This window comes from Streptomyces sp. NPDC001770 (assembly GCF_053596135.1).
This window is the reverse complement of record NZ_JBSFFN010000001.1, coordinates 285,135-302,534: the sequence shown is the minus strand read 5'-3', so window position 1 is coordinate 302,534 and position 17,400 is coordinate 285,135. Positions and strand designations below refer to the sequence as shown.

Genomic DNA, 17,400 nt, shown 5'->3' with positions numbered 1-17,400 from the left:
GGGCCCGGAGAACCGGGCGCCCGCGACACGTACGGAGTGCCGCAGCGCCGACACCCGGGTCAGGACACCTGGACCAGGTCCACGACGAAGACGAGCGTCGAGCCCGGCGGGATCAGCGAGGAGGGCGACTGCTTGCCGTAGGCGAGGCGCGGAGGGATGACGAGTTCGCGCCGGCCGCCGACCTTCATCCCCACGATGCCCCGGTCCCAGCCCTTGATGGCCCGGCCGCCACCGATGGCGAACTTGAACGGCTCGTCCCGCTCCCAGGAGGAGTCGAACTCCTTGCCCGTCGCGAAGGTGACTCCCACGTAGTGGACCCGGACCACCTGGCCGCGCTTCGCCTCCTTGCCGTCGCCGACGACGATGTCCCTGATCCGCAGTTCGGTGGGCGGATCGCCCGCCGGGGGGTCGATCTCGGGCTTCTCCATCGCAGCTTTCTCTTTCCTGTCCGCTTCCGTCCCGCCGGAAGTCTCTTCCGTCCCGCCGGAAGTCTCCGTACGTCGTGATCACGCTATCCAGGGATCGGGAACCGGCATCCCCTCCCCCTGGCGGAGTCCGGTCCGCTTTCCGCCGGACAGGAGCACCATGGAGTCAGAGAAGGCATGTGTGGCATGGGAGGCACCGATGGCCAGAGCCCGTTCCCGTTACGCCCCCGACCGGGGGCTGACCACACGCATGGTGTCGACCATGTTCTTCATCGGGCTGCTGTACGTGGTCCTGGTCGGGGTGCTGCTGGCCGTGCTGCCCGGCTCGTGGGCGGTGATCCTGATCATCACGGGCGGACTGTTCGTCGTGCAGTTCTGGTTCAGCGACAGGATCGCCGCGTTCGGGATGGGGGCCCGCGAGGTCACCCCCGAGGAGGCGCCGGAGCTGCACGGGGCGATCGACCGGATCTGCGCGCTGGCGGACATGAAGAAACCTCGCGTGGCCATCGCGCAGAGTGATGTACCGAACGCGTTCGCAACGGGCCGGAACGAGAAGTCGGCCCTGGTCTGCGCGACCACCGGACTGCTGCGGAGACTGGAGCCAGAGGAGCTGGAGGGTGTCCTCGCGCACGAGATGTCGCACGTCGCCCACCGCGACGTGGCGGTCATGACCATCGCGTCGTTCCTGGGCGTGCTGGCGGGGATCATCACCCGGGTGGCCCTGTGGGGCGGCTTCGCCCGCAACAGTCGGGGCAACGACCCGGCGGGCATCATCATCATGCTGATCCCGCTGATCAGCGCGGTCGTCTACGCGCTCAGCTTCCTGCTCACCCGGCTGCTCTCCCGCTACCGCGAGCTCTCCGCCGACCGCACCGCCGCCCTGCTCACCGGCCGCCCCTCGGCACTCGCCTCCGCGCTGACGAAGGTCAGCGGGCAGATGGCGCGCATACCCACCGAGGACCTGCGGAAGGCTGAGCCGTACAACGCCTTCTACTTCGTCCCCGCCTTCTCCTCGAAGGAGAGCTTCAGCCGGCTGATCTCCTCGCACCCGACGCTGGAACAGCGTCTCGACCAGCTGGCCCGCATCTCCGCCGACCTGTCCCGCCCGTAAGCCGGGTAGTCCCGGTAGTCCCGGTAGTCCAGTAGTCCCGGTAATCCTGGAGGAGCCTCACGTGGGTCTGTTCGACGCGATCCTCGGTCGGAGCAAGCCGGTCCGCCCTGATCTGGACCAGCTCTTCGCCGTACCGTCCGCCGCGCTGACCCTCCAGGCCGCCACCGGCTTCACCCCGTCAGGGCTGGGCTCGGTCTGCTTCGCGGGGGTGGAGGGCGCGAACTTCGCCCGGCTCCAGGACGACGTACGGGAGCTGCTGGACGCCGACACGGACCGGGGCGGGGTTCCGGTGGAGTTCAGCCAGGACGCGTACGGCTACACCTGGCTGCTCGCCCAGCAGCCGCCGGAGGACCCCGCCGCGCTGGTCAACGACCTGCACGCGGTGAACACCCTGCTCCAGGACGGCGGCTTCGGCCCGCACCTGCTCTGCTCGCTGATCGGCTTCCGCGACCCGGAGGGCCGCTCGCTGGCGCTGGTGTACCTGTACAAGCGCGGCACCTTCTACCCGTTCGCCCCGGCTCCCGGTGGCGCGGAGAAACGGGACAACGGCCTTGAGCTCCAGGTCCGCGCCACGCTCGGGGACGACCTGCGGGTGGAGAAGGAGCTGGCCCGGTGGTTCCCGGTGTGGGGCGCGCCGGGCCTGTGAACCATACGCACCCGCGTACGGGAGCGAGCGGTACGGATCAGGCGCCGGCGGTCCCCGCGAGGAACGCGGTCCAGGCGTCGGGGGCCACGGCGAAGGTCGGGCCGTCGGTCACCTTGGAGTCCCGGACGTGGATGGCCTGGGGACAGGCGGCCACCTCGACGCACTCGCCGCCTTCATTGCCGCTGTAGCTGGACTTGCGCCAGTCGTACGCGACCTCGATGCAGGCATCCCCCTCGTTGCCGCTGTAGCTGGACTTGAACCACGCCAGTCCGGAACCGGTGCTCACAACTGCCCCGCCTTCTTCTCGATGAGCTCGGCGGACTCCCAGGGGTTGAGCGCCTGGGCCCGCAGCATGCCGAAGAGGTCGAACAGGTCGCTTACCTGCTCGGGTTTGGAGATCAACCTATCCCCGCCCTGCGCCTCCACATACACCAGACTGCGGCCCTCCGCCGTGTTCATCAACTGCATCGGCCCCATCAGTCCTGCGTGGGTGTGCTGGTCGGAGGGAACGACCTGCACGGTCAGATGGTTCAACCGCTCGATGCAGTCGAGAAGATGGAGCAGCTGCTCCTTCAGCACCGCCGGTCCGCCGAGGGCCTTCTCCAGGATCGACTCCTCGATGACGAAGCCGACGCGGGGAGAGTTGTCCCTGGCCAGCACTGCCTGTCGTTCGAGTCGCGCCTCGACGTGCCGAACGATCTCGTCCTCGGTGTACGCGGGTGTGCGGGACCGGTAGACGGCGTACGCGTACGCCTCCGTCTGCAGGAGCCCCGGAATCAGCATCGTCTCGTAACCGCTGATCACACGCGCGTCTCTCTGCAACCTCGCCCAGTTCAAGAAGCGGGGCGAGTACTTCTCCTCGTCCACCAGCGCGACGCACGCCTTCAGCGCCCCGCCCGCGTCGAACACCCGGTCGGAGTCGTGCAGGAACTCCAACGACGGGATGCGTTCCGCGCGTTCGTACGCTCCCATCAGCGATTCGGAGATCAGCAGCCGGTCCGCCGACTCCTTCTGCGTGAGTCCGGCGCGCGTCCGATGAATCCGGATCAGGTCGCCCACGAGCCGCCGTACTCCCGAGGGCTCACCACTCGTTCCCACAGCCACCGCCTTCCTCCCCACATCACCCGATGTGGACCGTGTCGTACTGGTCACGCTAGGCAACCGGCGGGATTCTCGTAGGCATGACGAGCAAGAATCTCCCCGAATGGGTCCCCGTGGCCGGACATCAACTCCGCCTGTCCGGAATTCACTTCGACGCGATTCGGTTGAAGGGCGTACGAGGCGAGGCGGTCGTCCACCACCTGATCACGCTCACTGCGGGTGAGCCCGGTCCGGTGGTGCGGGAGGTCGCGGGGGCGCGGTGGACGTACTTCCTGATCCCTCCTGGATCCAGCAAGGAGTTCGACTGGCCGCCGGGAGCCACCTGTTACGGGCCGGCCGCCCGGGACCACTGGGTCGGCATCCCGGGTGCCGAGGGCAACACGTACCCGCTGAGCTGGCGGTGCGGCGCCCCGGAGGAGGACGAGTACGTGGACCCGGAGCTGCTGCACGGGCTGGTGCGGGCACAGTTGGCGTGGGAGGAGTCGGAGGAGTTGACCGAGTGAGCGCCGGGGGAAGCCGGGGGCGGGCAAGGGCTGATGCCCCATGGCGGCCCGCTCGCCGTCCGGGCGCTGCGGCGAGGTTCACGAAGCGGTCCGGGAGATGACCGAGTCGACCGCCTGAACGCGGCGGGACAGGTCGTCGGCGGGGATGTCGATGAGTTCGTAGCCGAACGCGCGATAGCTCTGTTCGTGGATCTTCTCGAATTCCAGCGACTCGTGAAAGCTGATCCGACGGGCGGGGGTCGGCTCGCAGAAGCCCAGATTGCGGACGAAGAACACCTGGCGTTCGTAGATGCCCTGGGAGGTGACGCGTTCGAGCTCTGCGGCCAGCGCCCGGGACACCGGCCACCCCAGGTAGGTGGCGAGCGCGTGGGTGCAGACCGGCGACCGGTCGAACACCTGGACCGCGCCGGGGGTGACCGCCTCCGACTGGCGCTGTCGCTGTCGCTGTCGCTGCAGGGCGACGATCTCGTCGATGAAGGACGCCCGCGTCCAGGGCTCGTCCTCGCCCTGCAGCTGCGACCGTGCGATGACCGTGGTCGCCGCCTCCTCGACCACCTCGTGGCCGAGCTCGGCCAGGCAGTGCAGGATCGATGTCTTGCCCGCCCCCGGCGTGCCGGTGAGAACGTACCGCCGCATGATCGGAACTCCTTCCGCGACGCCTTCCGGCCTCCATGGCAACCGCCGCCGCCCTGATCCGAACGTACCGCCGCTCCGAACGCCCGCCGGGCGCCAGCGCTGACGGGAACTCAACCGACCGCGTCCCGTGATCAATTCGCAACGGATTCCGGTCTCCGCCGAGACCCATTCGGGGACCACCCGATTAGGCTCGACGCTCATGTCCGACACCGCGCCCACTGATGGCAGTTCAGCTCGCCCCGCCGCGATACCGGCCTCCATCGACCGTACGGAGGACCGTCCCGTCTACGTGATCGGGGGCGGGCCGGGCGGTCTGGCGGCGGCGGCCGCGCTGCGCGCGGAGGGGATGCGGGTCGTCGTACTGGAGAAAGCGCCGCGGGTCGGCGCCTCCTGGCGGGGTCACTACGACCGGCTGCACCTGCACACCACCCGCCGCTGGTCGGCGCTGCCGGGGCTGGCCATGCCCCGGAAGTTCGGGCGGTGGGTGTCCCGGGACGACGTGGTGCGGTACCTGGAGAAGTACGCCGAGTTCCACGAGCTGGAAGTGATCACGGGCGTCGAGGTCTCCCGTGTCGACCGGGCGCCGGACGGGGCCGGGTGGGTGCTCTCGGCGACCGGCGGGCGGGTGCTGACGGGGCGCGCGGTGGTCGTCGCGACGGGCTTCAACCACACGCCCCACATACCCGATTGGCCCGGCCGGGAGGGGTGGGCCGGGGAGCTGGTGCACGCGGCCACGTACCGGAGCCCGGCACCGTACGCGGGGCGGAGCGTGCTCGTCGCGGGGATCGGGAACACCGGTGCGGAGATCGCGGTGGACCTGGTGGAGGGCGGGGCCTCGGAGGTGCGGATCGCGGTGCGTACGGTCCCGCACATCGTGCGGCGGTCGACGGCCGGGTGGCCCGCGCAGGCGACCGGCATCCTGGTGCGGCGGCTGCCGGTGTGGCTGGTCGACCGGGCGGGCGCGCTGATGGCGAAGGCCGCTGTGCCGGACCTCTCGGCGCAGGGGCTGCCGCGTCCCACCACCGGGCTGTACTCACGGGTGAAGGACGGGGCGATCCCGGTGCAGGACGTGGGGCTGATCGACGCGGTGAAGGCGGGGCGGGTGCGGCCGGTGGCGGCCATCGCCTCGTTCGAGGGCGCGGAGGTGGTACTGACCGACGGCACACGGCTGACGCCGGACGCGGTGATCGCGGCGACGGGGTACCGGCGGGCCCTGGAGGGGCTGGTCGGGCACCTCGGGGTGCTGGACGGGCGGGGCCGGCCGGTGGTGCACGGCGCCAGGGCGCCGAAGGACGCGCCGGGGCTGTACTTCACCGGGTTCTCCAACCCGATCAGCGGAATGTTCCGCGAGATGGCCCGGGACGCGGTGAAGATCGCTCACCGGATCGGCAGAGCACCCCGCTGACGGTTTCGAAGGTGCGGGCCAGGTCCTGCCTCAGCCGTACGGTCTGGGGAGCGTCCGCGCCGAGCACACGCTCGCAGTCGGCGAGGGTGCGCTCCAGTTGGGTGATCCCCTCGGCCGGGCGCATGGGCAGGATGAGCGCCATCGCCACCTGGGTACGGGACGACGGGGTGTCGCGGTGCTCGCTGCCGAGAACCCGCGCCATGTCCGCGAGCACGCCCGTGTAGAGCGTGCGGGCCCGTTCGTACTGCCCGGCCTCGGCGAGGGCTCCCGCGAGGTGGCGGTGATGCCCGGGGCTTCCGTACCGCCTCCGGCGGCGGGGCCGGGCGCGGTGTCGTGCGCCGAGGCGGAACGGACGCTGCCGCGTGCCGCGTCGGAGCCGTCGGCCGCCCGTACGGGCTCGGGGGCGGGTTCGGGCACGGTGGGCGTACCGGCGCGGAGCTGCCGGAAGGCCACCCCCAGCGCGACGACGCCCACCACCGAACCGACCACCCCCGCGATCTGGCTCGACCGCTCCAGGTCCGCCGCCGTCACCCAGACCAGCAGCCCCGCCGCCACCGCCGCCACCGGCCCCGGGCAGCGGCCACCAGGTCGCCCCGCTCACTCCGTGCCTCGCCGTCAGGGAGGCGTTCTCACGCCGATCGCCGCACGCCGCACGGGAGTTGACGCGTGCGGGTCGGGGTCGTACCGCTCAGGCCGCCGCCACCGCCTTCCCGCCCCCGGGCAGAGGGGTGCGGCGGACGACGAGGGACATCAGGGCGGCCACCGCGCACAGCGCCCCGGCGGCGTACCAGACGACGTCGTACGAGCCGAAGGCGTCCCGGGCCACTCCGCCGAGGAAGGCGACCACGGCCGCCCCGATCTGGTGCGAGGCCAGCACCCAGCCGAAGACGATCGCACTGTCGTCGCCGTACTGCTCGCGGCAGAGGGCGATCGTCGGCGGGACGGTGGCGACCCAGTCCAGGCCGTAGAAGACGATGAAGAAGACCATCGGCGGGTGCACCGAGGGCGCCATCAGCATGGGCAGGAAGAGCAGCGAGACCCCACGCAGCGCGTAGTAGACGGCGAGCAGGCGGCGGGAGTCGAAGCGGTCGGTGAGCCAGCCGGAGAAGACGGTGCCGACGATGTCGAAGACCCCGATGACGGCGAGCAGCGAGGCGGCGGCGGTGACCGGCATGTGGTGGTCGTGGGCGGAGGGCACGAAGTGGGTGCGGATCAGGCCGTTGGTCGAGGCGCCGCAGATCGCGAATGCCCCGGCCAGCAGCCAGAACGGCCCGGTGCGGGCCGCGTCGAAGAGCACCCGCAGCGCCCTGGCCGCGGCGCCCCGCGTGGGGGCGGGCCGCTCCGTGTACGTACCGCCGTAGGGGGCGAGGCCCACGTCGGCGGGGTGGTCGCGGAGCAGGAACCAGACGAGCGGGACGACGACGAGCGCGGCGAGCGCGACGGTCACCGAGGCGGGTCGCCAGCCGTGCTCCTTGACGATCCAGGCGCAGAGCGGCAGGAAGACCAGCTGGCCGGAGGCCCCGGCGGCGGTGAGGATGCCGGTGACCAAACCGCGCCGGGCGACGAACCAGCGGTCGGTGACGATCGCGGAGAAGGACATCGCCATGGAGCCCGTGCCGAGGCCGACCAGCAGGCCCCAGTAGACCAGCAGTTGCCAGGAGGCGGTCATCCAGACGGAGCCCAGTGCCCCGGCCGCCACCACGGTCAGCGCGGCGGCCACCACCCGCCGGATGCCGAACCGGCCCATCAGCGCGGCGGCGAAGGGGGCGGTGACCCCGTACAGCGCGAGGTCGACGGAGACGGCGAGGCCGATCTCGCCGCGCGACCAGCCGAACTCCGTGTGCAGCGGGTCGATGAGGAGACCCGGCAGCGAGGCGAAGGCCGCGCCGCCGATGATCGTCACGAAGGTGACGGCGGCGACGATCCAGGCACGGTGGATCCGCAGACCGGCCGGAAGGCGGGACGGGCGGGAGGGCGTCGGGCGGCGCGCGGCCGGGACGGGGGTCCGGTCCTCGTTCTCGCCCCGGGCGGCGCTTTCGGTTGTCTGGGTCACGTGTCAGAGCATCCGGCGTGGGAGGGCTTACGGGCGAGTGGCCTGGAGGCCACCTGTCGAAGGGATCGGGCCACGGGCCGACGGGCCCGCGAGCGGTGCGTACGATCGGCTGCCGGAGCCCGAACACCCGAACTGCCGTGCGGGCGAGCCGTGTCGGGCAGCAGACCCCGCCCACCGCGAAGGGCACCGTGCGTCCGCGCGGACGAACGCCGGTGGCCGGAGCTCGTCGGCGTCCTCGGCCTCTCGGTGCCTTTCGCGGTGACCGGCGCCGCGCTCCCGCTCCGGGTCTCCGGCAGCAACCGCGGGCGCGCCACCGGACACGTGCTGGGGCGGCTGGAACTTCAGGAGGCCGGGGCGCGGTCCCGCCCCCCAGTGGCCTGAGCCCGGGGCGCCACCCGCCGTACCGCCCAGCGGCGCACGGCCCAGCGGTGCACGGCCCATGAGAACGCCGCGCCCACCACGTACCAGAGCAGGTCGGGGGCGTTGAAGGTCGAGCCGAGCACCAGCCGGAACACCCCCGAGCGGGCCGCCAGTTCGGCCGGTACGCCGGTCAGCTGGGCGAGCTCCACGGAGCAGCTGAACGCCAAGGCCACCCCGGCGGCCGGCGCCGGACGGACGCGCGGGGCGGCCAGCACCACCAGGGCGCCGATCAGCACGGTGTAGAGCGCGTCGCCCGCGTACTTCCCGAGGTCCCCGTCCGAGACGGCGCGGACGGCGAGGGCGGCGGCGACGGTCAGCACGGCGGAGGCCGCCGCGGCGCCGCGGGTGCGCGCCGCGGCTCCCCAGGGGGCCGGCCGCCGGTCCCGTAGCGGCACGCTCATCCGGCCCGTTCCAGCCGGCTGATGGGTCGGGCGCCGAGCAGCGCGACCACGACGAGCAGGTTGACCACCGCGCCCGCAAGCAGCAGCCGGGACGTGCCGACCGCCTCGGCGACCGGTCCTGCCAGGGCGCGGCCCGCCGCGACCATCAGGAGCGAACCCGCCACGTCGTAGGCGTGCAGGCGGTTCAGGGCTTCGGGCGGCACGTGCGTCTGGACCGTCGTGGACCACATCACCAGCCAGAACGCGGAGGCCGCGCCCGTCAGCAACTGGCCTGCGGCGAGCACCGCCACCGGCAGGTCCAGGCCCAGCACGACCAGGTTCGCGGCGACCGCCGGGAGGACCATCGCCCCTGCCGCCAGCGGGCGTCGGGGGCGCAGCCGGAGGGCGAGCAGACCGCCGACGACGCTGCCGGCGCCACTGACCGCCATCATCGCGCCGTACGTCCCCGAGCCGTGGCCCTCGGTGATCCGGACGGCGGTGAGCGGGAGGGCCGGGCCGAGCACGGCGAAGCCGTACACCGTCCAGATCACGATCACTCCCCAGAGCCAGGACCGGGCGCGGAACTCCCGCCAGCCGTCGACCAGTTCGGCGAGAAATCCGCCGCGTGGCGCGTCGTCGTGCGGGGCGGGGGCGAGGCGCATCAGGAAGAGGCAGACGCCGGAGACGCCAAAGGTGGCCGCGTTCGCCACGTACACCGCTCCGGCGCTCGCCAGTCCGACCAGGACACCCGCGAAAGCGGGGCCCGCCATCGTCATCAGGGCCTCGGAGACCCGGAGCACCGCGTTGGCCCGCTGCACGTCGGTGGAGATCCGGGGCACGGTCGAGGCGACGCCCGGCTGGAACAGCGCGGCGCCGACGCCCGCGACCGCGCTGAGCGCGCAGACCGCCCAGAGGGGCGGGTTGCCGGTGGCGAAGAGAACCGCCAGCACCGAGGCCCCGGCCAGCCGGAGCGCGTCGGCGGCGACCATCATGCGGCGAGGCGTGAACCGGTCGGCGAGCACTCCGCCGAAGAGGACGAAGACCGCCAGCGGGGCCATCCACGCGGCGAGCGCGTACCCCACGGACGAGGTGGGGCGGCCCGCGCCGAGCAGTCCGGCGGTGAGGGCCACGGGGATCATGCCGTCCCCGAAGAGAGCGACGGTGCGGGCGACGAAGAAGTACCGGAAGTTGCGGTTCCAGAGCGGGGCCGCCGGGACCGCGTGATCCCCGAATCCCGCCGGCAGTATGGTCGGGTCCGGCCGGTGGGCCGGTTGCTGCGGGGAGGGTGCCGTCCCCAGGTCGCTGTACGCGGGAATGCGGGTGGCGCCCCGCTGCTTGTCGCTCACACCGCATTGGTGTACCAGGCGAAGGTCTATACCACCAGGGATTAATCGAGGAGGTCGTCGTGCCCCACCGTGTGGTCGTGCTCGCCCTGGACGGATTGCTCCCGTTCGAACTGGGCATCCCGCAGCGCATCTTCGGGATCGCCCGGAGTCTCGGCCCCGACGACCCGGGCGGGCGGCTGTACGAGGTGGTGACCTGTTCCGTCCGCCCGCCCGGCCCGGTCCAGACGGACGCCGACTTCTCCGTGATGGTCCGGAACGGCCCGGAGGCCCTCGCCACCGCCGACACGGTCGTGGTCCCCGCCTCGTACGAACTGGGCCCGGTGCACAGCGAGGGCCGCCTGACCGGCGAACTCGCCGCCGCGCTGGCCCGCATCAGACCAGGCACCCGGCTCGTCGCGATCTGCACCGGCGGGTACGTCCTCGCCGCCGCCGGGTACCTGGACGGCCGCCCCGCCACCACCCACTGGGCGTCCGCCGACCACTTCCAGCGGCTCTTCCCGAAGATCCGGGTCGATCCGGACGTGCTCTTCGTGGACGACGGGGAGGTGCTCACCTCGGCCGGGGTGGCAGCCGGGATCGACCTCTGCCTCCATCTGGTGCGCCGCGACCACGGGACCGCCGTCGCCAACGACGTGGCCCGCCGTACGGTCGTCCCCCCGCACCGGGACGGCGGTCAGCGCCAGTTCATCCAACGCCCGGTGCCCGAAACCCGGTTCGCCAGCACCACCGCCGCACGGGCGTGGGCGCTGGGCCGGCTGGACCGGCCGATCCAGCTGCGGGACATGGCGGAACGGGAGTCGATGAGCGTACGGACCTTCACCCGGCGCTTCCGCGAGGAGGTCGGCATCAGCCCCGGCCAGTGGATCACCCAGCAGCGGGTGGAGCACGCCCGCCGGCTCCTGGAGTCCTCGGGCCTCACCATCGACCGGATCGCCCGGCAGTCCGGTTTCGGCACCGCGACCTCGCTCCGCCAGCACTTCCAGGCCGCGCTGGGCGTTCCCCCGACCGTCTACCGCAGAACCTTCCGCGCGACCGCCGGCACCCGGGGGTGACCGGCTCCGGGCCGGGGCCGTCGTCCGCATCCGGGCCGGCAAGGGGCGCCCGCGCGGACGTCAGGTCAGGTCGGGGTAGAGGTCGGTGAAGGCGAGCAGCGGGTCGTAGGAGTCGAGCGGGGGCGGGGTCTCCGTGCACTCCTTGGCGGCCGCGCGGCCGTTCCGGTCGACCTCGCACCAGATCTGCTTCCCGGTGCCCTCGGGCATCCAGCCCCACCGGTCGGCGAGCCCGTCGACCAGCTCCAGGCCGCGCCCGTTGGTGTCGTCGCCCTCCGCGTGCCGCTGCTTCGGCGGGCGGGCGCTGGCGTCCGCCACCTCCACGCGCACGGTGCCGCCCGCCCCCTGCGCACCGGTCGGGCCGAAGAGCATCCGCAGTACGGCCGGACAGCCCGTGTGCACGACCGCGTTGGTGACCAGTTCCGAGATCAGGAGGATGAGCGTCTCGGCGAGCGGCTCGTCATCCCTTATCCCCGAACCTTCCAGGCGCGACCGCGCCCATCTGCGGGCACGTCCCACCTCTGCGGGATCCGCCCCGACCTCCAGCTGAACCTGAAGCACCTGCACCGCTCACACCATCCGAACCGGCGGACACATCGCCTCGCGCCTCCTCAGGATCACGGAACGTGATTCCTGTGCGCGACAGCATGGTTGACGTACAGTCACCGCAACAAGCGCTTCGGGCATATTCACGCGCGAAGGAGTACGCGTGGTGCATACTGTGCGGCGCACTCGGCGGGAGGCCGTCGAGACGGCCCTCCGCACCCCTGGCATCGCCGTCCGGCCCGGCCCGGTGCAGCTCCCCGAGGTACCGGCAACGCCCCGCACCCGGTCTTCGACCGCCGCGCGGGCTGCCTCCGGAAGGTCCGGTTCCACTGGCTCTCGCATCCCACGGAGCGTACCCGAGCACGCCGACGACTCCTGCCGGTGACGAAATGATCACGAGGCGTGCCCGATTCGGCGCGGACGGCGGCGCGCGTACGTCACCGCACGTCACCGCATGCGGCGGGCGGGCTCACCCCTGGCGGAACGGTTCGCTCCGCCGCCGGCGGGCGGCCGGGCCGGACATCTGCGCGAAGAGGGAGACAGGACGCCTGAGCGAATGCACGCCCACCCGCACGCCCGGCGCACTACGGAGTGCGCGGCCGGGGCGCAGGGGGCTCGCACGGGGCAGCCCCGTACGGAGCCCGGGGCTGCCCCTCGGGACACCCGGCCCGCCCCGGGAATCAGGCGACCGGCCCGCGCACGGGAGCCTTCACGCGTCCGGCTCGACCACGGTGACGTACGCGGCGAGGGCCGCCACGGCGTCGTCCTCGGCGATGCGCCCGTCCTGGTCGGTGTCCAGGCTGCGGGCGGCGATGCGCGCGATGTCCACGTCCGCACCGAGCACCCGCAGCACACGCTCCACCGCGTCGACCGGGGCCGTGCTGGAGGCGGACGTGCCCCGGGGCGAGAAGGCGGAGGAGGCGGGGCCCTCCGAGCCGTCGGCGGCGACGGCGATGGCCGCGCGCAGGAAGGGGCGGGCGATCTCCGCGAACCGCTCGGGGCTGTCCCGCAGCCGCTTCACCGCGCCGCCGACGAACTCCTCGCGGCTGACCCGCTGGTCCCCGTCGACGTCGGCGATCCCGGCCATGCCCTGCCAGAAGGCCTCCGCCCCGCTGTAGAGGGCCTGCCCCCGGTCACAGCGGGCCGTCGTGCCGAACTCGGCGAGCAGCCGGGCCGCGGCGGCGTTGAAGTCGGTCCGGTCGATGTAGCCGCTGCCGTCCTGGTCGAAGGCGGCGAAGCGGTGCGCGATCTTGCGCTCGTATTCTGCGCTGTCCATGGCGGGAGCGTACGACGCCCGGGGGCGTCACGTGTCACCGCGGCGCGACGTCCGTGTGACGACGCGGTATGACAACCTCACCGCACCGGAGGTCTCTTGGTCTCTCAGGCCGGCAGCGGCTGAGCGGTCTCGTCGACTGCGGCGTCCGCGTCGGGGTAGACCTCGAAGAGGCGGCGCACGCCGAGCGCGGCGAGCACCCGGTTGACGTGGGATCCGTCCTCGGCGCCCCGGGCAGGCAGGATGAGCCGCAGCCGGCCGCCGCAGGACTTCATCAGACGGCGGGAGGCGATCAGCACACCGACACCGCTGGAGTCGCAGAAGAGGACCTCCGTCAGGTCGAGGACGACCTGGTGCCGGCCGGCCGCGACGGCGCCGTGCACGGACTGACGGACGACGGGTGATGTCACCAGGTCGAGTTCGCCGTCTATCCGGAGCACGGTCCAATCGCCCTGCTCGGCCTCGTCCACCTTCAGCGTCACGCGACTGGACCTCTCGTTCCGGGGGCTCCCGACGAGACCGGTGCCGTACCGGTGTCGATGCGGAGGATTCCGTTCCTCCTCGCGGCTGCCCATTCGCCCCTCCATGAAACACCGAGCCACCCTTCCGTGTGCACGCGGGTTTGCCGGACACCCGACCGGCAAGAAGCCACCCCGTCACCGCCCTCCGCCCGCTCTCCCGTCACCCGGCCCCCATTACCATTCAGCGGCCCTGCGGCGAGGTAGTTGGCGCAAAGGTTCGTGTTCGGACGGGGTCGCGGACTACATTCAAGGTGCACGAGGGGCACGGGGGCACGTTCCGGGACCGACCGCAGGGCGCAGGGCTGGGGGTTTCATGGCGTACGGCGCACCTCCCCGCTGGGACCGCAGGATGCAGCAACGGCTGGCCCGCGGTGAGGCGGCGGCCCTCGGCGAGCTCTACGACCGGTTCGCCGCCCTCGTCCACAGCCAGGCCCACCGGATGCTCGACGACGACGCCGCCGCGGACATCGTGACCCGCGAGGTCTTCACTCACGTCTGGGAGAACCCGGACGCCTACGATCCCCGGCTGGGCTCCATGCGGTCCTGGGTGGCCCGGCTGGCCCACCGGCGCTCCGTGGCGCGGCTGCGCTCGGAGGAGGCCGAGGCGTACGAGGACGAGGACCGGCCAGGACAGGGCGCGGAGGGCGGCCCGGGCCACGCCCCACCGGCCACCTCCGCCCTGGACGAACGCCTGCGCAAGGCGACCGCGGCGGCCCGCGCCGACTACATCGCGGCCACCATGCCCGAACCGCTGCGGGCCGCGCTGGAACTCGCGTACATCCAGCGCCGCGACTACCGGCAGGCCGCCGCCGACCTCGGGGTGACCGAGATCGAGGCCCGCCGACGACTGCGGCTCGGGCTCCAGTTGCTGTCGAGCGCCAACCTCGCACCGGTGGACGGCTTCTCGCCGCCCGGCTACGGACGTGCGCTGTGAGCGGCCACGACGACGGACGCGGCGGCACCGGGGACGAGGTGCGGCGCGCCCGGCGCATACCGGGGCCGCGCAGCGCCCCGGACGACCTGGCCCTCGGCGCCGTCCCTCGCCCGGTGCTCCCTTCGGACCTGGCGGATCTCGCGGACCTGACGGACGTGGCGGACCTGCCGGAAGCGGAGAACCCGGGGGTGGAGAACGAACCGGCGGCGGAGGCCGAGGGCAGGACCGGGGCCTGGGCAGTGGCGCACGAGAAGACCGAGGCCGGCCCGGAAGCGGAGCATGAAGCGGTGCGGCCCCGCCGTCGGCCGGAGGAGCCTCCTCCGTTCGTGCTGCCGACCGTGCCCGTGCCGGTGATCCCGATGCCGGAGGCCTCGCACTCCGTGCTGCGGTCCCTCCTCGGCGCATGGGCGCTGGCCGCCTGCTCGGCCGAGGAGAGCGCGACCGTCGAGGAGCACCTCGCCGCGTGCCAGCCCTGCCGCGAGGAGGGGACGCGCCTGCGGGACGCGGTGGGGCTGCTGCACACCGACCGTTCGCTGGACCTGGATCCGAAGCTACGCTCCCGGGTCATCGAGGCCTGCCTCGAACGGCGTCCGGCCGGAATCCCGCTGCCGGAGTGGGCGGCGCCGTACGACGCGGAGACCGCCCGGCTCGACGCGCTGCTCCGGGACATCGGCGACGCCGAGTGGCACGCGCCGGTGCGGCTGCGGTGGTTCGAGGAAGAGAAGCCCGCCACCCGGAAGACGACGGTGGCCGGGGTGATCGCCCATCTGCTGGCGGTCGACGGCATCGTGGCCGAGGCGCTCGGCCTGCACGACCCGTCGGGCCCGCGGGACCTGCCCCGTACGCCGACCGCGCGCACGGAGGCCGTCTGGGCGGAGTCGTCCCGTCCGGCGACCCGGTCCGTCCGCACCCCGTGGCGCGACCTGAACCACACCCTGCTGCGCACGGTCTCGTTCGCCGAGCACGCGGTGGCGGACGACTCCGTCTCGTACGGGAGCTTCTCGCTGTCGGTCCGGGACTCGCTCCTGGAGCGGGCTTTCGAGTGCTGGGTGCACGGCTGGGACATCGCGCGGGCGGTCCACTACCCGTACGCCCCGCCGGCCGCGGGGCATCTGAACCGGATGGTCGATCTCGCGGCCCGGCTGCTGCCCGGCGCGCTCGCGGTACGGCGCCGGGCGGGGCTGGCCTCCCCGGCGAAGGAGCTGGTCGCGGCGGGTTCGCCGGGGCGCTCGCTGCACCTCGAAGTGGAGGGCCGGGGCGGCGGGGACTGGTACATCCCGCTGGACTCGCCCGCCGCCGTCGGCTCGGCCGACCTCGCGGTGGCCCAGATCGCCCTCGACGGCGTGGAGTTCTGCGAGCTCGTCGCGGGACATGTGCCGCCCGTGGAAGCGGCCGCGGGGCAGGTCGGCGACCGTCAGGCCATCCGGGACGTGCTGTTCGCGGCGGCCTCGCTCAGCCGGCTGTGACGCGGGCGGCCCTGTCGGACGCCGACGGGCGGGCCGGGCCGGAGCCGCGCCGTCAGGCGAAGATCACCGTGCGGCGGCCGTTGAGCAGGATGCGCCGCTCCGCGTGCCACTTCACCGCGCGCGCCAGCGCCTGGCACTCCACGTCCCGTCCGATCGCGACCAGTTGGTCCGGGGTGACGCCGTGGCCGACCCGCTCGACCTCCTGCTCGATGATCGGGCCCTCGTCGAGGTCGGCCGTCACGTAGTGCGCGGTCGCGCCGATGAGTTTCACGCCGCGGGCGTGCGCCTGGTGGTAGGGGCGGGCCCCCTTGAAGCTCGGCAGGAAGGAGTGGTGGATGTTGATGATCCGGCCGCTGAGTTCCTTGCAGAGGTCGTCGGAGAGGACCTGCATGTAGCGGGCGAGGACGACGAGTTCGACGTTCTCCGCGCGGACCAGCTCCAGCAGCTCGGCCTCGGCCTCGGCCTTGGTGTCCCGGGTGACGGGGATGTGCCGGAAGGGGACGTTGTACGAGCCGACCAGCTCGGCGAAGTCCTCGTGGTTGGAGACGACGGCCGCGATCTCCACCGGCAGCGCGCCGATCCGGGACCGGAACAGCAGGTCGTTCAGGCAGTGCCCGAACCTGCTGACCATCAGCACGACCCGCATCCGCTCCGACGCGAGGTGGATCTGCCACTCCATGTGGAAGGAGTCGCCGATCGCGGCGAAGCTGGCCCGCAGCTTCTCCAGGGACACCGGCGAGGTCGCCGAGAAGTGGACCCGCATGAAGAACAGGCCCGTGTCGTGGTCGCCGAACTGCTGGCTGTCCTCGATGTTGCACCCGGTCATGAAGAGGTAGCTCGACACGGCGTGCACGATGCCCTGTTTGTCGGGGCAGGACAGGATGAGGACGTACTGCTCGGACTCGGCGTCCGGGGCGGGGGAAGCGGGCTGCGGCGCGGTCATCCCCGTAGCCTGCCACACCCGCCCGGTCTCAGGCCGATCTGGTCATGATGCGGAGGACGTCCAGCGAACGCGGCGGGGCGTCCGGGTCGTCGCCGTCGTTGGTGGCGAGCAGCACATGGGCCTCGCGGGTGGTCTGGACGGCCTCCGGCCACCCCGCGTGCTCCAGGTAGGCGGAGACGGGGGCGTCCGCGCCGACCTGGTGCATGATGCGCAGCACCCGCAGCACGGCGGCGTCCACGGCGGCGGCCTCGGCCGGGTCGCGGAAGATCGTCCCTATGTACTTCTCGGCGGACCAGTTGTCCAGCCAGGTGTCCTCGACCAGGCGGTACACGGCGTCGGTGACGTCTCCGTACCCTTCCCGGCCGGCCAGCCAGCACTCCTGGTGGAAGACGGGGTCCGAGAGCATGTGCAGCGCCGAGCGCACGTTGCTGCGCCAGCGCCACCACGGCATGTCATTGAGCGGCATGCCGTCCATGGTGGTGGAGCGGCGGCCTCGACGGGAAGAGTTCTCCGAACCTGGGTGCACGGTTGTCGATCGTACGTTCCCTCTCGTCGGGTTTGTACGGACCCCCGGAGTTCACCGCCCCGCCACGCGCCGTTGCCCTTCGCACACGACTCCGTTACCCGGGGCCGGGCAGGCTC

General features: G+C 72.4%; 20 protein-coding genes. 7 read left to right on the top strand and 13 right to left on the bottom strand.

Translation table 11 applies throughout. The features are described from left to right. Positions 1-59: 59 nt before the first annotated feature. Positions 60-428, bottom strand: a complete 369-nt coding sequence (locus ACWCSV_RS01325) for an FKBP-type peptidyl-prolyl cis-trans isomerase (protein WP_451010573.1) — start codon at positions 426-428, stop codon at positions 60-62. Between the two features lie 196 nt (positions 429-624). Here ACWCSV_RS01325 and htpX point away from each other — a divergent pair, with 196 nt between their 5' ends. Next, the gene (htpX, locus tag ACWCSV_RS01320) at positions 625-1,536 is read left to right on the top strand and encodes a zinc metalloprotease HtpX (protein ID WP_450774810.1); all 912 of its coding nucleotides are present in this window, start codon (positions 625-627) and stop codon (positions 1,534-1,536) included. A 61-nt stretch (positions 1,537-1,597) separates the two neighbouring features. After that, complete coding sequence (pspAB, locus tag ACWCSV_RS01315) at positions 1,598-2,182, top strand: PspA-associated protein PspAB (protein WP_451137809.1); 585 nt, start codon at positions 1,598-1,600, stop codon at positions 2,180-2,182. Positions 2,183-2,219: 37 nt separating this feature from the next. Here pspAB and ACWCSV_RS01310 read toward each other — a convergent pair whose 3' ends face one another. Both ACWCSV_RS01310 and ACWCSV_RS01305 read right to left on the bottom strand, forming a co-directional pair. Then, complete coding sequence (locus ACWCSV_RS01310; RefSeq protein ID WP_451137808.1) at positions 2,220-2,468, bottom strand: DUF397 domain-containing protein; 249 nt, start codon at positions 2,466-2,468, stop codon at positions 2,220-2,222. Further along, positions 2,465-3,286 (bottom strand): helix-turn-helix domain-containing protein, encoded by an 822-nt coding sequence (locus ACWCSV_RS01305; RefSeq protein WP_451137807.1) that lies wholly within the window; start codon positions 3,284-3,286, stop codon positions 2,465-2,467. The genes ACWCSV_RS01310 and ACWCSV_RS01305 overlap by 4 nt, the downstream gene beginning before the upstream one ends. Before the next feature lie 77 nt (positions 3,287-3,363). Here ACWCSV_RS01305 and ACWCSV_RS01300 point away from each other — a divergent pair, with 77 nt between their 5' ends. Further along, positions 3,364-3,786 carry a hypothetical protein gene (locus tag ACWCSV_RS01300; protein ID WP_451137806.1) on the top strand — a complete coding sequence of 141 codons (423 nt, stop codon included), beginning with the start codon at positions 3,364-3,366 and terminating at the stop codon, positions 3,784-3,786. A 78-nt stretch (positions 3,787-3,864) separates the two neighbouring features. Here ACWCSV_RS01300 and ACWCSV_RS01295 read toward each other — a convergent pair whose 3' ends face one another. Further along, positions 3,865-4,422 carry an ATP/GTP-binding protein gene (locus ACWCSV_RS01295; protein ID WP_451137805.1) on the bottom strand — a complete coding sequence of 186 codons (558 nt, stop codon included), beginning with the start codon at positions 4,420-4,422 and terminating at the stop codon, positions 3,865-3,867. A gap of 199 nt (positions 4,423-4,621) precedes the next feature. Here ACWCSV_RS01295 and ACWCSV_RS01290 point away from each other — a divergent pair, with 199 nt between their 5' ends. Continuing rightward, on the top strand, positions 4,622-5,827 hold the full coding sequence (locus tag ACWCSV_RS01290) for a flavin-containing monooxygenase (protein WP_451137804.1): 1,206 nt from the start codon (positions 4,622-4,624) through the stop codon (positions 5,825-5,827). Here the strand turns inward: ACWCSV_RS01290 and ACWCSV_RS01285 are convergent. From ACWCSV_RS01285 to ACWCSV_RS01270, 4 genes are all read right to left on the bottom strand, one after another. Continuing rightward, complete coding sequence (locus ACWCSV_RS01285; RefSeq protein ID WP_451137803.1) at positions 5,754-6,428, bottom strand: tetratricopeptide repeat protein; 675 nt, start codon at positions 6,426-6,428, stop codon at positions 5,754-5,756. The genes ACWCSV_RS01290 and ACWCSV_RS01285 overlap by 74 nt on opposite strands. A gap of 87 nt (positions 6,429-6,515) precedes the next feature. After that, a complete protein-coding gene (locus tag ACWCSV_RS01280) occupies positions 6,516-7,880 on the bottom strand; it encodes an MFS transporter (RefSeq protein ID WP_451137802.1) in 1,365 nt (454 codons plus the stop codon). A gap of 341 nt (positions 7,881-8,221) precedes the next feature. Beyond that, on the bottom strand, positions 8,222-8,701 hold the full coding sequence (locus ACWCSV_RS01275; RefSeq protein WP_451137801.1) for a ribosomal maturation YjgA family protein: 480 nt from the start codon (positions 8,699-8,701) through the stop codon (positions 8,222-8,224). Next, positions 8,698-9,927: an MFS transporter gene (locus tag ACWCSV_RS01270; protein ID WP_451137973.1), complete on the bottom strand. Its 1,230-nt coding sequence runs from the start codon at positions 9,925-9,927 to the stop codon at positions 8,698-8,700. Before ACWCSV_RS01270 ends, ACWCSV_RS01275 begins: the two co-directional genes overlap by 4 nt. A gap of 158 nt (positions 9,928-10,085) precedes the next feature. On the opposite strand from ACWCSV_RS01270, the gene ACWCSV_RS01265 reads away from it, so the two are divergent. Continuing rightward, positions 10,086-11,078 carry a GlxA family transcriptional regulator gene (locus ACWCSV_RS01265; RefSeq protein WP_451137800.1) on the top strand — a complete coding sequence of 331 codons (993 nt, stop codon included), beginning with the start codon at positions 10,086-10,088 and terminating at the stop codon, positions 11,076-11,078. A 60-nt stretch (positions 11,079-11,138) separates the two neighbouring features. On the opposite strand, the gene ACWCSV_RS01260 is transcribed toward ACWCSV_RS01265, so the two are convergent. The 3 genes from ACWCSV_RS01260 to ACWCSV_RS01250 all read right to left on the bottom strand — a co-directional run bounded on the left by ACWCSV_RS01260 (position 11,139) and on the right by ACWCSV_RS01250 (position 13,376). After that, on the bottom strand, positions 11,139-11,642 hold the full coding sequence (locus tag ACWCSV_RS01260; RefSeq protein WP_451137799.1) for an ATP-binding protein: 504 nt from the start codon (positions 11,640-11,642) through the stop codon (positions 11,139-11,141). 688 nt (positions 11,643-12,330) lie between these two features. Beyond that, entirely contained in the window at positions 12,331-12,897 is a 567-nt protein-coding gene (locus ACWCSV_RS01255) for an EF-hand domain-containing protein (RefSeq protein ID WP_451137798.1), read from the bottom strand. A gap of 104 nt (positions 12,898-13,001) precedes the next feature. Continuing rightward, positions 13,002-13,376, bottom strand: a complete 375-nt coding sequence (locus ACWCSV_RS01250) for an STAS domain-containing protein (protein ID WP_451137797.1) — start codon at positions 13,374-13,376, stop codon at positions 13,002-13,004. A 352-nt stretch (positions 13,377-13,728) separates the two neighbouring features. Between ACWCSV_RS01250 and ACWCSV_RS01245 the strand changes: the two genes are divergently transcribed. Both ACWCSV_RS01245 and ACWCSV_RS01240 read left to right on the top strand, forming a co-directional pair. Beyond that, positions 13,729-14,349: an RNA polymerase sigma factor gene (locus ACWCSV_RS01245; protein ID WP_451137796.1), complete on the top strand. Its 621-nt coding sequence runs from the start codon at positions 13,729-13,731 to the stop codon at positions 14,347-14,349. Then, positions 14,346-15,815: a maleylpyruvate isomerase N-terminal domain-containing protein gene (locus ACWCSV_RS01240; RefSeq protein WP_451137795.1), complete on the top strand. Its 1,470-nt coding sequence runs from the start codon at positions 14,346-14,348 to the stop codon at positions 15,813-15,815. Before ACWCSV_RS01245 ends, ACWCSV_RS01240 begins: the two co-directional genes overlap by 4 nt. A 52-nt stretch (positions 15,816-15,867) precedes the next feature. On the opposite strand, the gene purU is transcribed toward ACWCSV_RS01240, so the two are convergent. Continuing rightward, positions 15,868-16,758 (bottom strand): formyltetrahydrofolate deformylase, encoded by an 891-nt coding sequence (gene purU / locus ACWCSV_RS01235; protein ID WP_451137794.1) that lies wholly within the window; start codon positions 16,756-16,758, stop codon positions 15,868-15,870. Between the two features lie 28 nt (positions 16,759-16,786). Continuing rightward, positions 16,787-17,233: an SCO4402 family protein gene (locus tag ACWCSV_RS01230; protein WP_451137972.1), complete on the bottom strand. Its 447-nt coding sequence runs from the start codon at positions 17,231-17,233 to the stop codon at positions 16,787-16,789. Positions 17,234-17,400: the final 167 nt, after the last annotated feature.

Coding starts and splice junctions, on each gene's coding strand:
- ACWCSV_RS01300 (WP_451137806.1), top strand. CDS start 3,364: ATGACGAGCAAGAATCTCCCCGAATGGGTCCCCGTGGCCGGACATCAA.
- ACWCSV_RS01275 (WP_451137801.1), bottom strand. CDS start 8,701: ATGAGCGTGCCGCTACGGGACCGGCGGCCGGCCCCCTGGGGAGCCGCG.
- purU (WP_451137794.1), bottom strand. CDS start 16,758: ATGACCGCGCCGCAGCCCGCTTCCCCCGCCCCGGACGCCGAGTCCGAG.
- ACWCSV_RS01255 (WP_451137798.1), bottom strand. CDS start 12,897: ATGGACAGCGCAGAATACGAGCGCAAGATCGCGCACCGCTTCGCCGCC.
- ACWCSV_RS01290 (WP_451137804.1), top strand. CDS start 4,622: ATGTCCGACACCGCGCCCACTGATGGCAGTTCAGCTCGCCCCGCCGCG.
- ACWCSV_RS01230 (WP_451137972.1), bottom strand. CDS start 17,233: ATGGACGGCATGCCGCTCAATGACATGCCGTGGTGGCGCTGGCGCAGC.
- ACWCSV_RS01245 (WP_451137796.1), top strand. CDS start 13,729: ATGGCGTACGGCGCACCTCCCCGCTGGGACCGCAGGATGCAGCAACGG.
- ACWCSV_RS01295 (WP_451137805.1), bottom strand. CDS start 4,422: ATGCGGCGGTACGTTCTCACCGGCACGCCGGGGGCGGGCAAGACATCG.
- htpX (WP_450774810.1), top strand. CDS start 625: ATGGCCAGAGCCCGTTCCCGTTACGCCCCCGACCGGGGGCTGACCACA.
- ACWCSV_RS01325 (WP_451010573.1), bottom strand. CDS start 428: ATGGAGAAGCCCGAGATCGACCCCCCGGCGGGCGATCCGCCCACCGAA.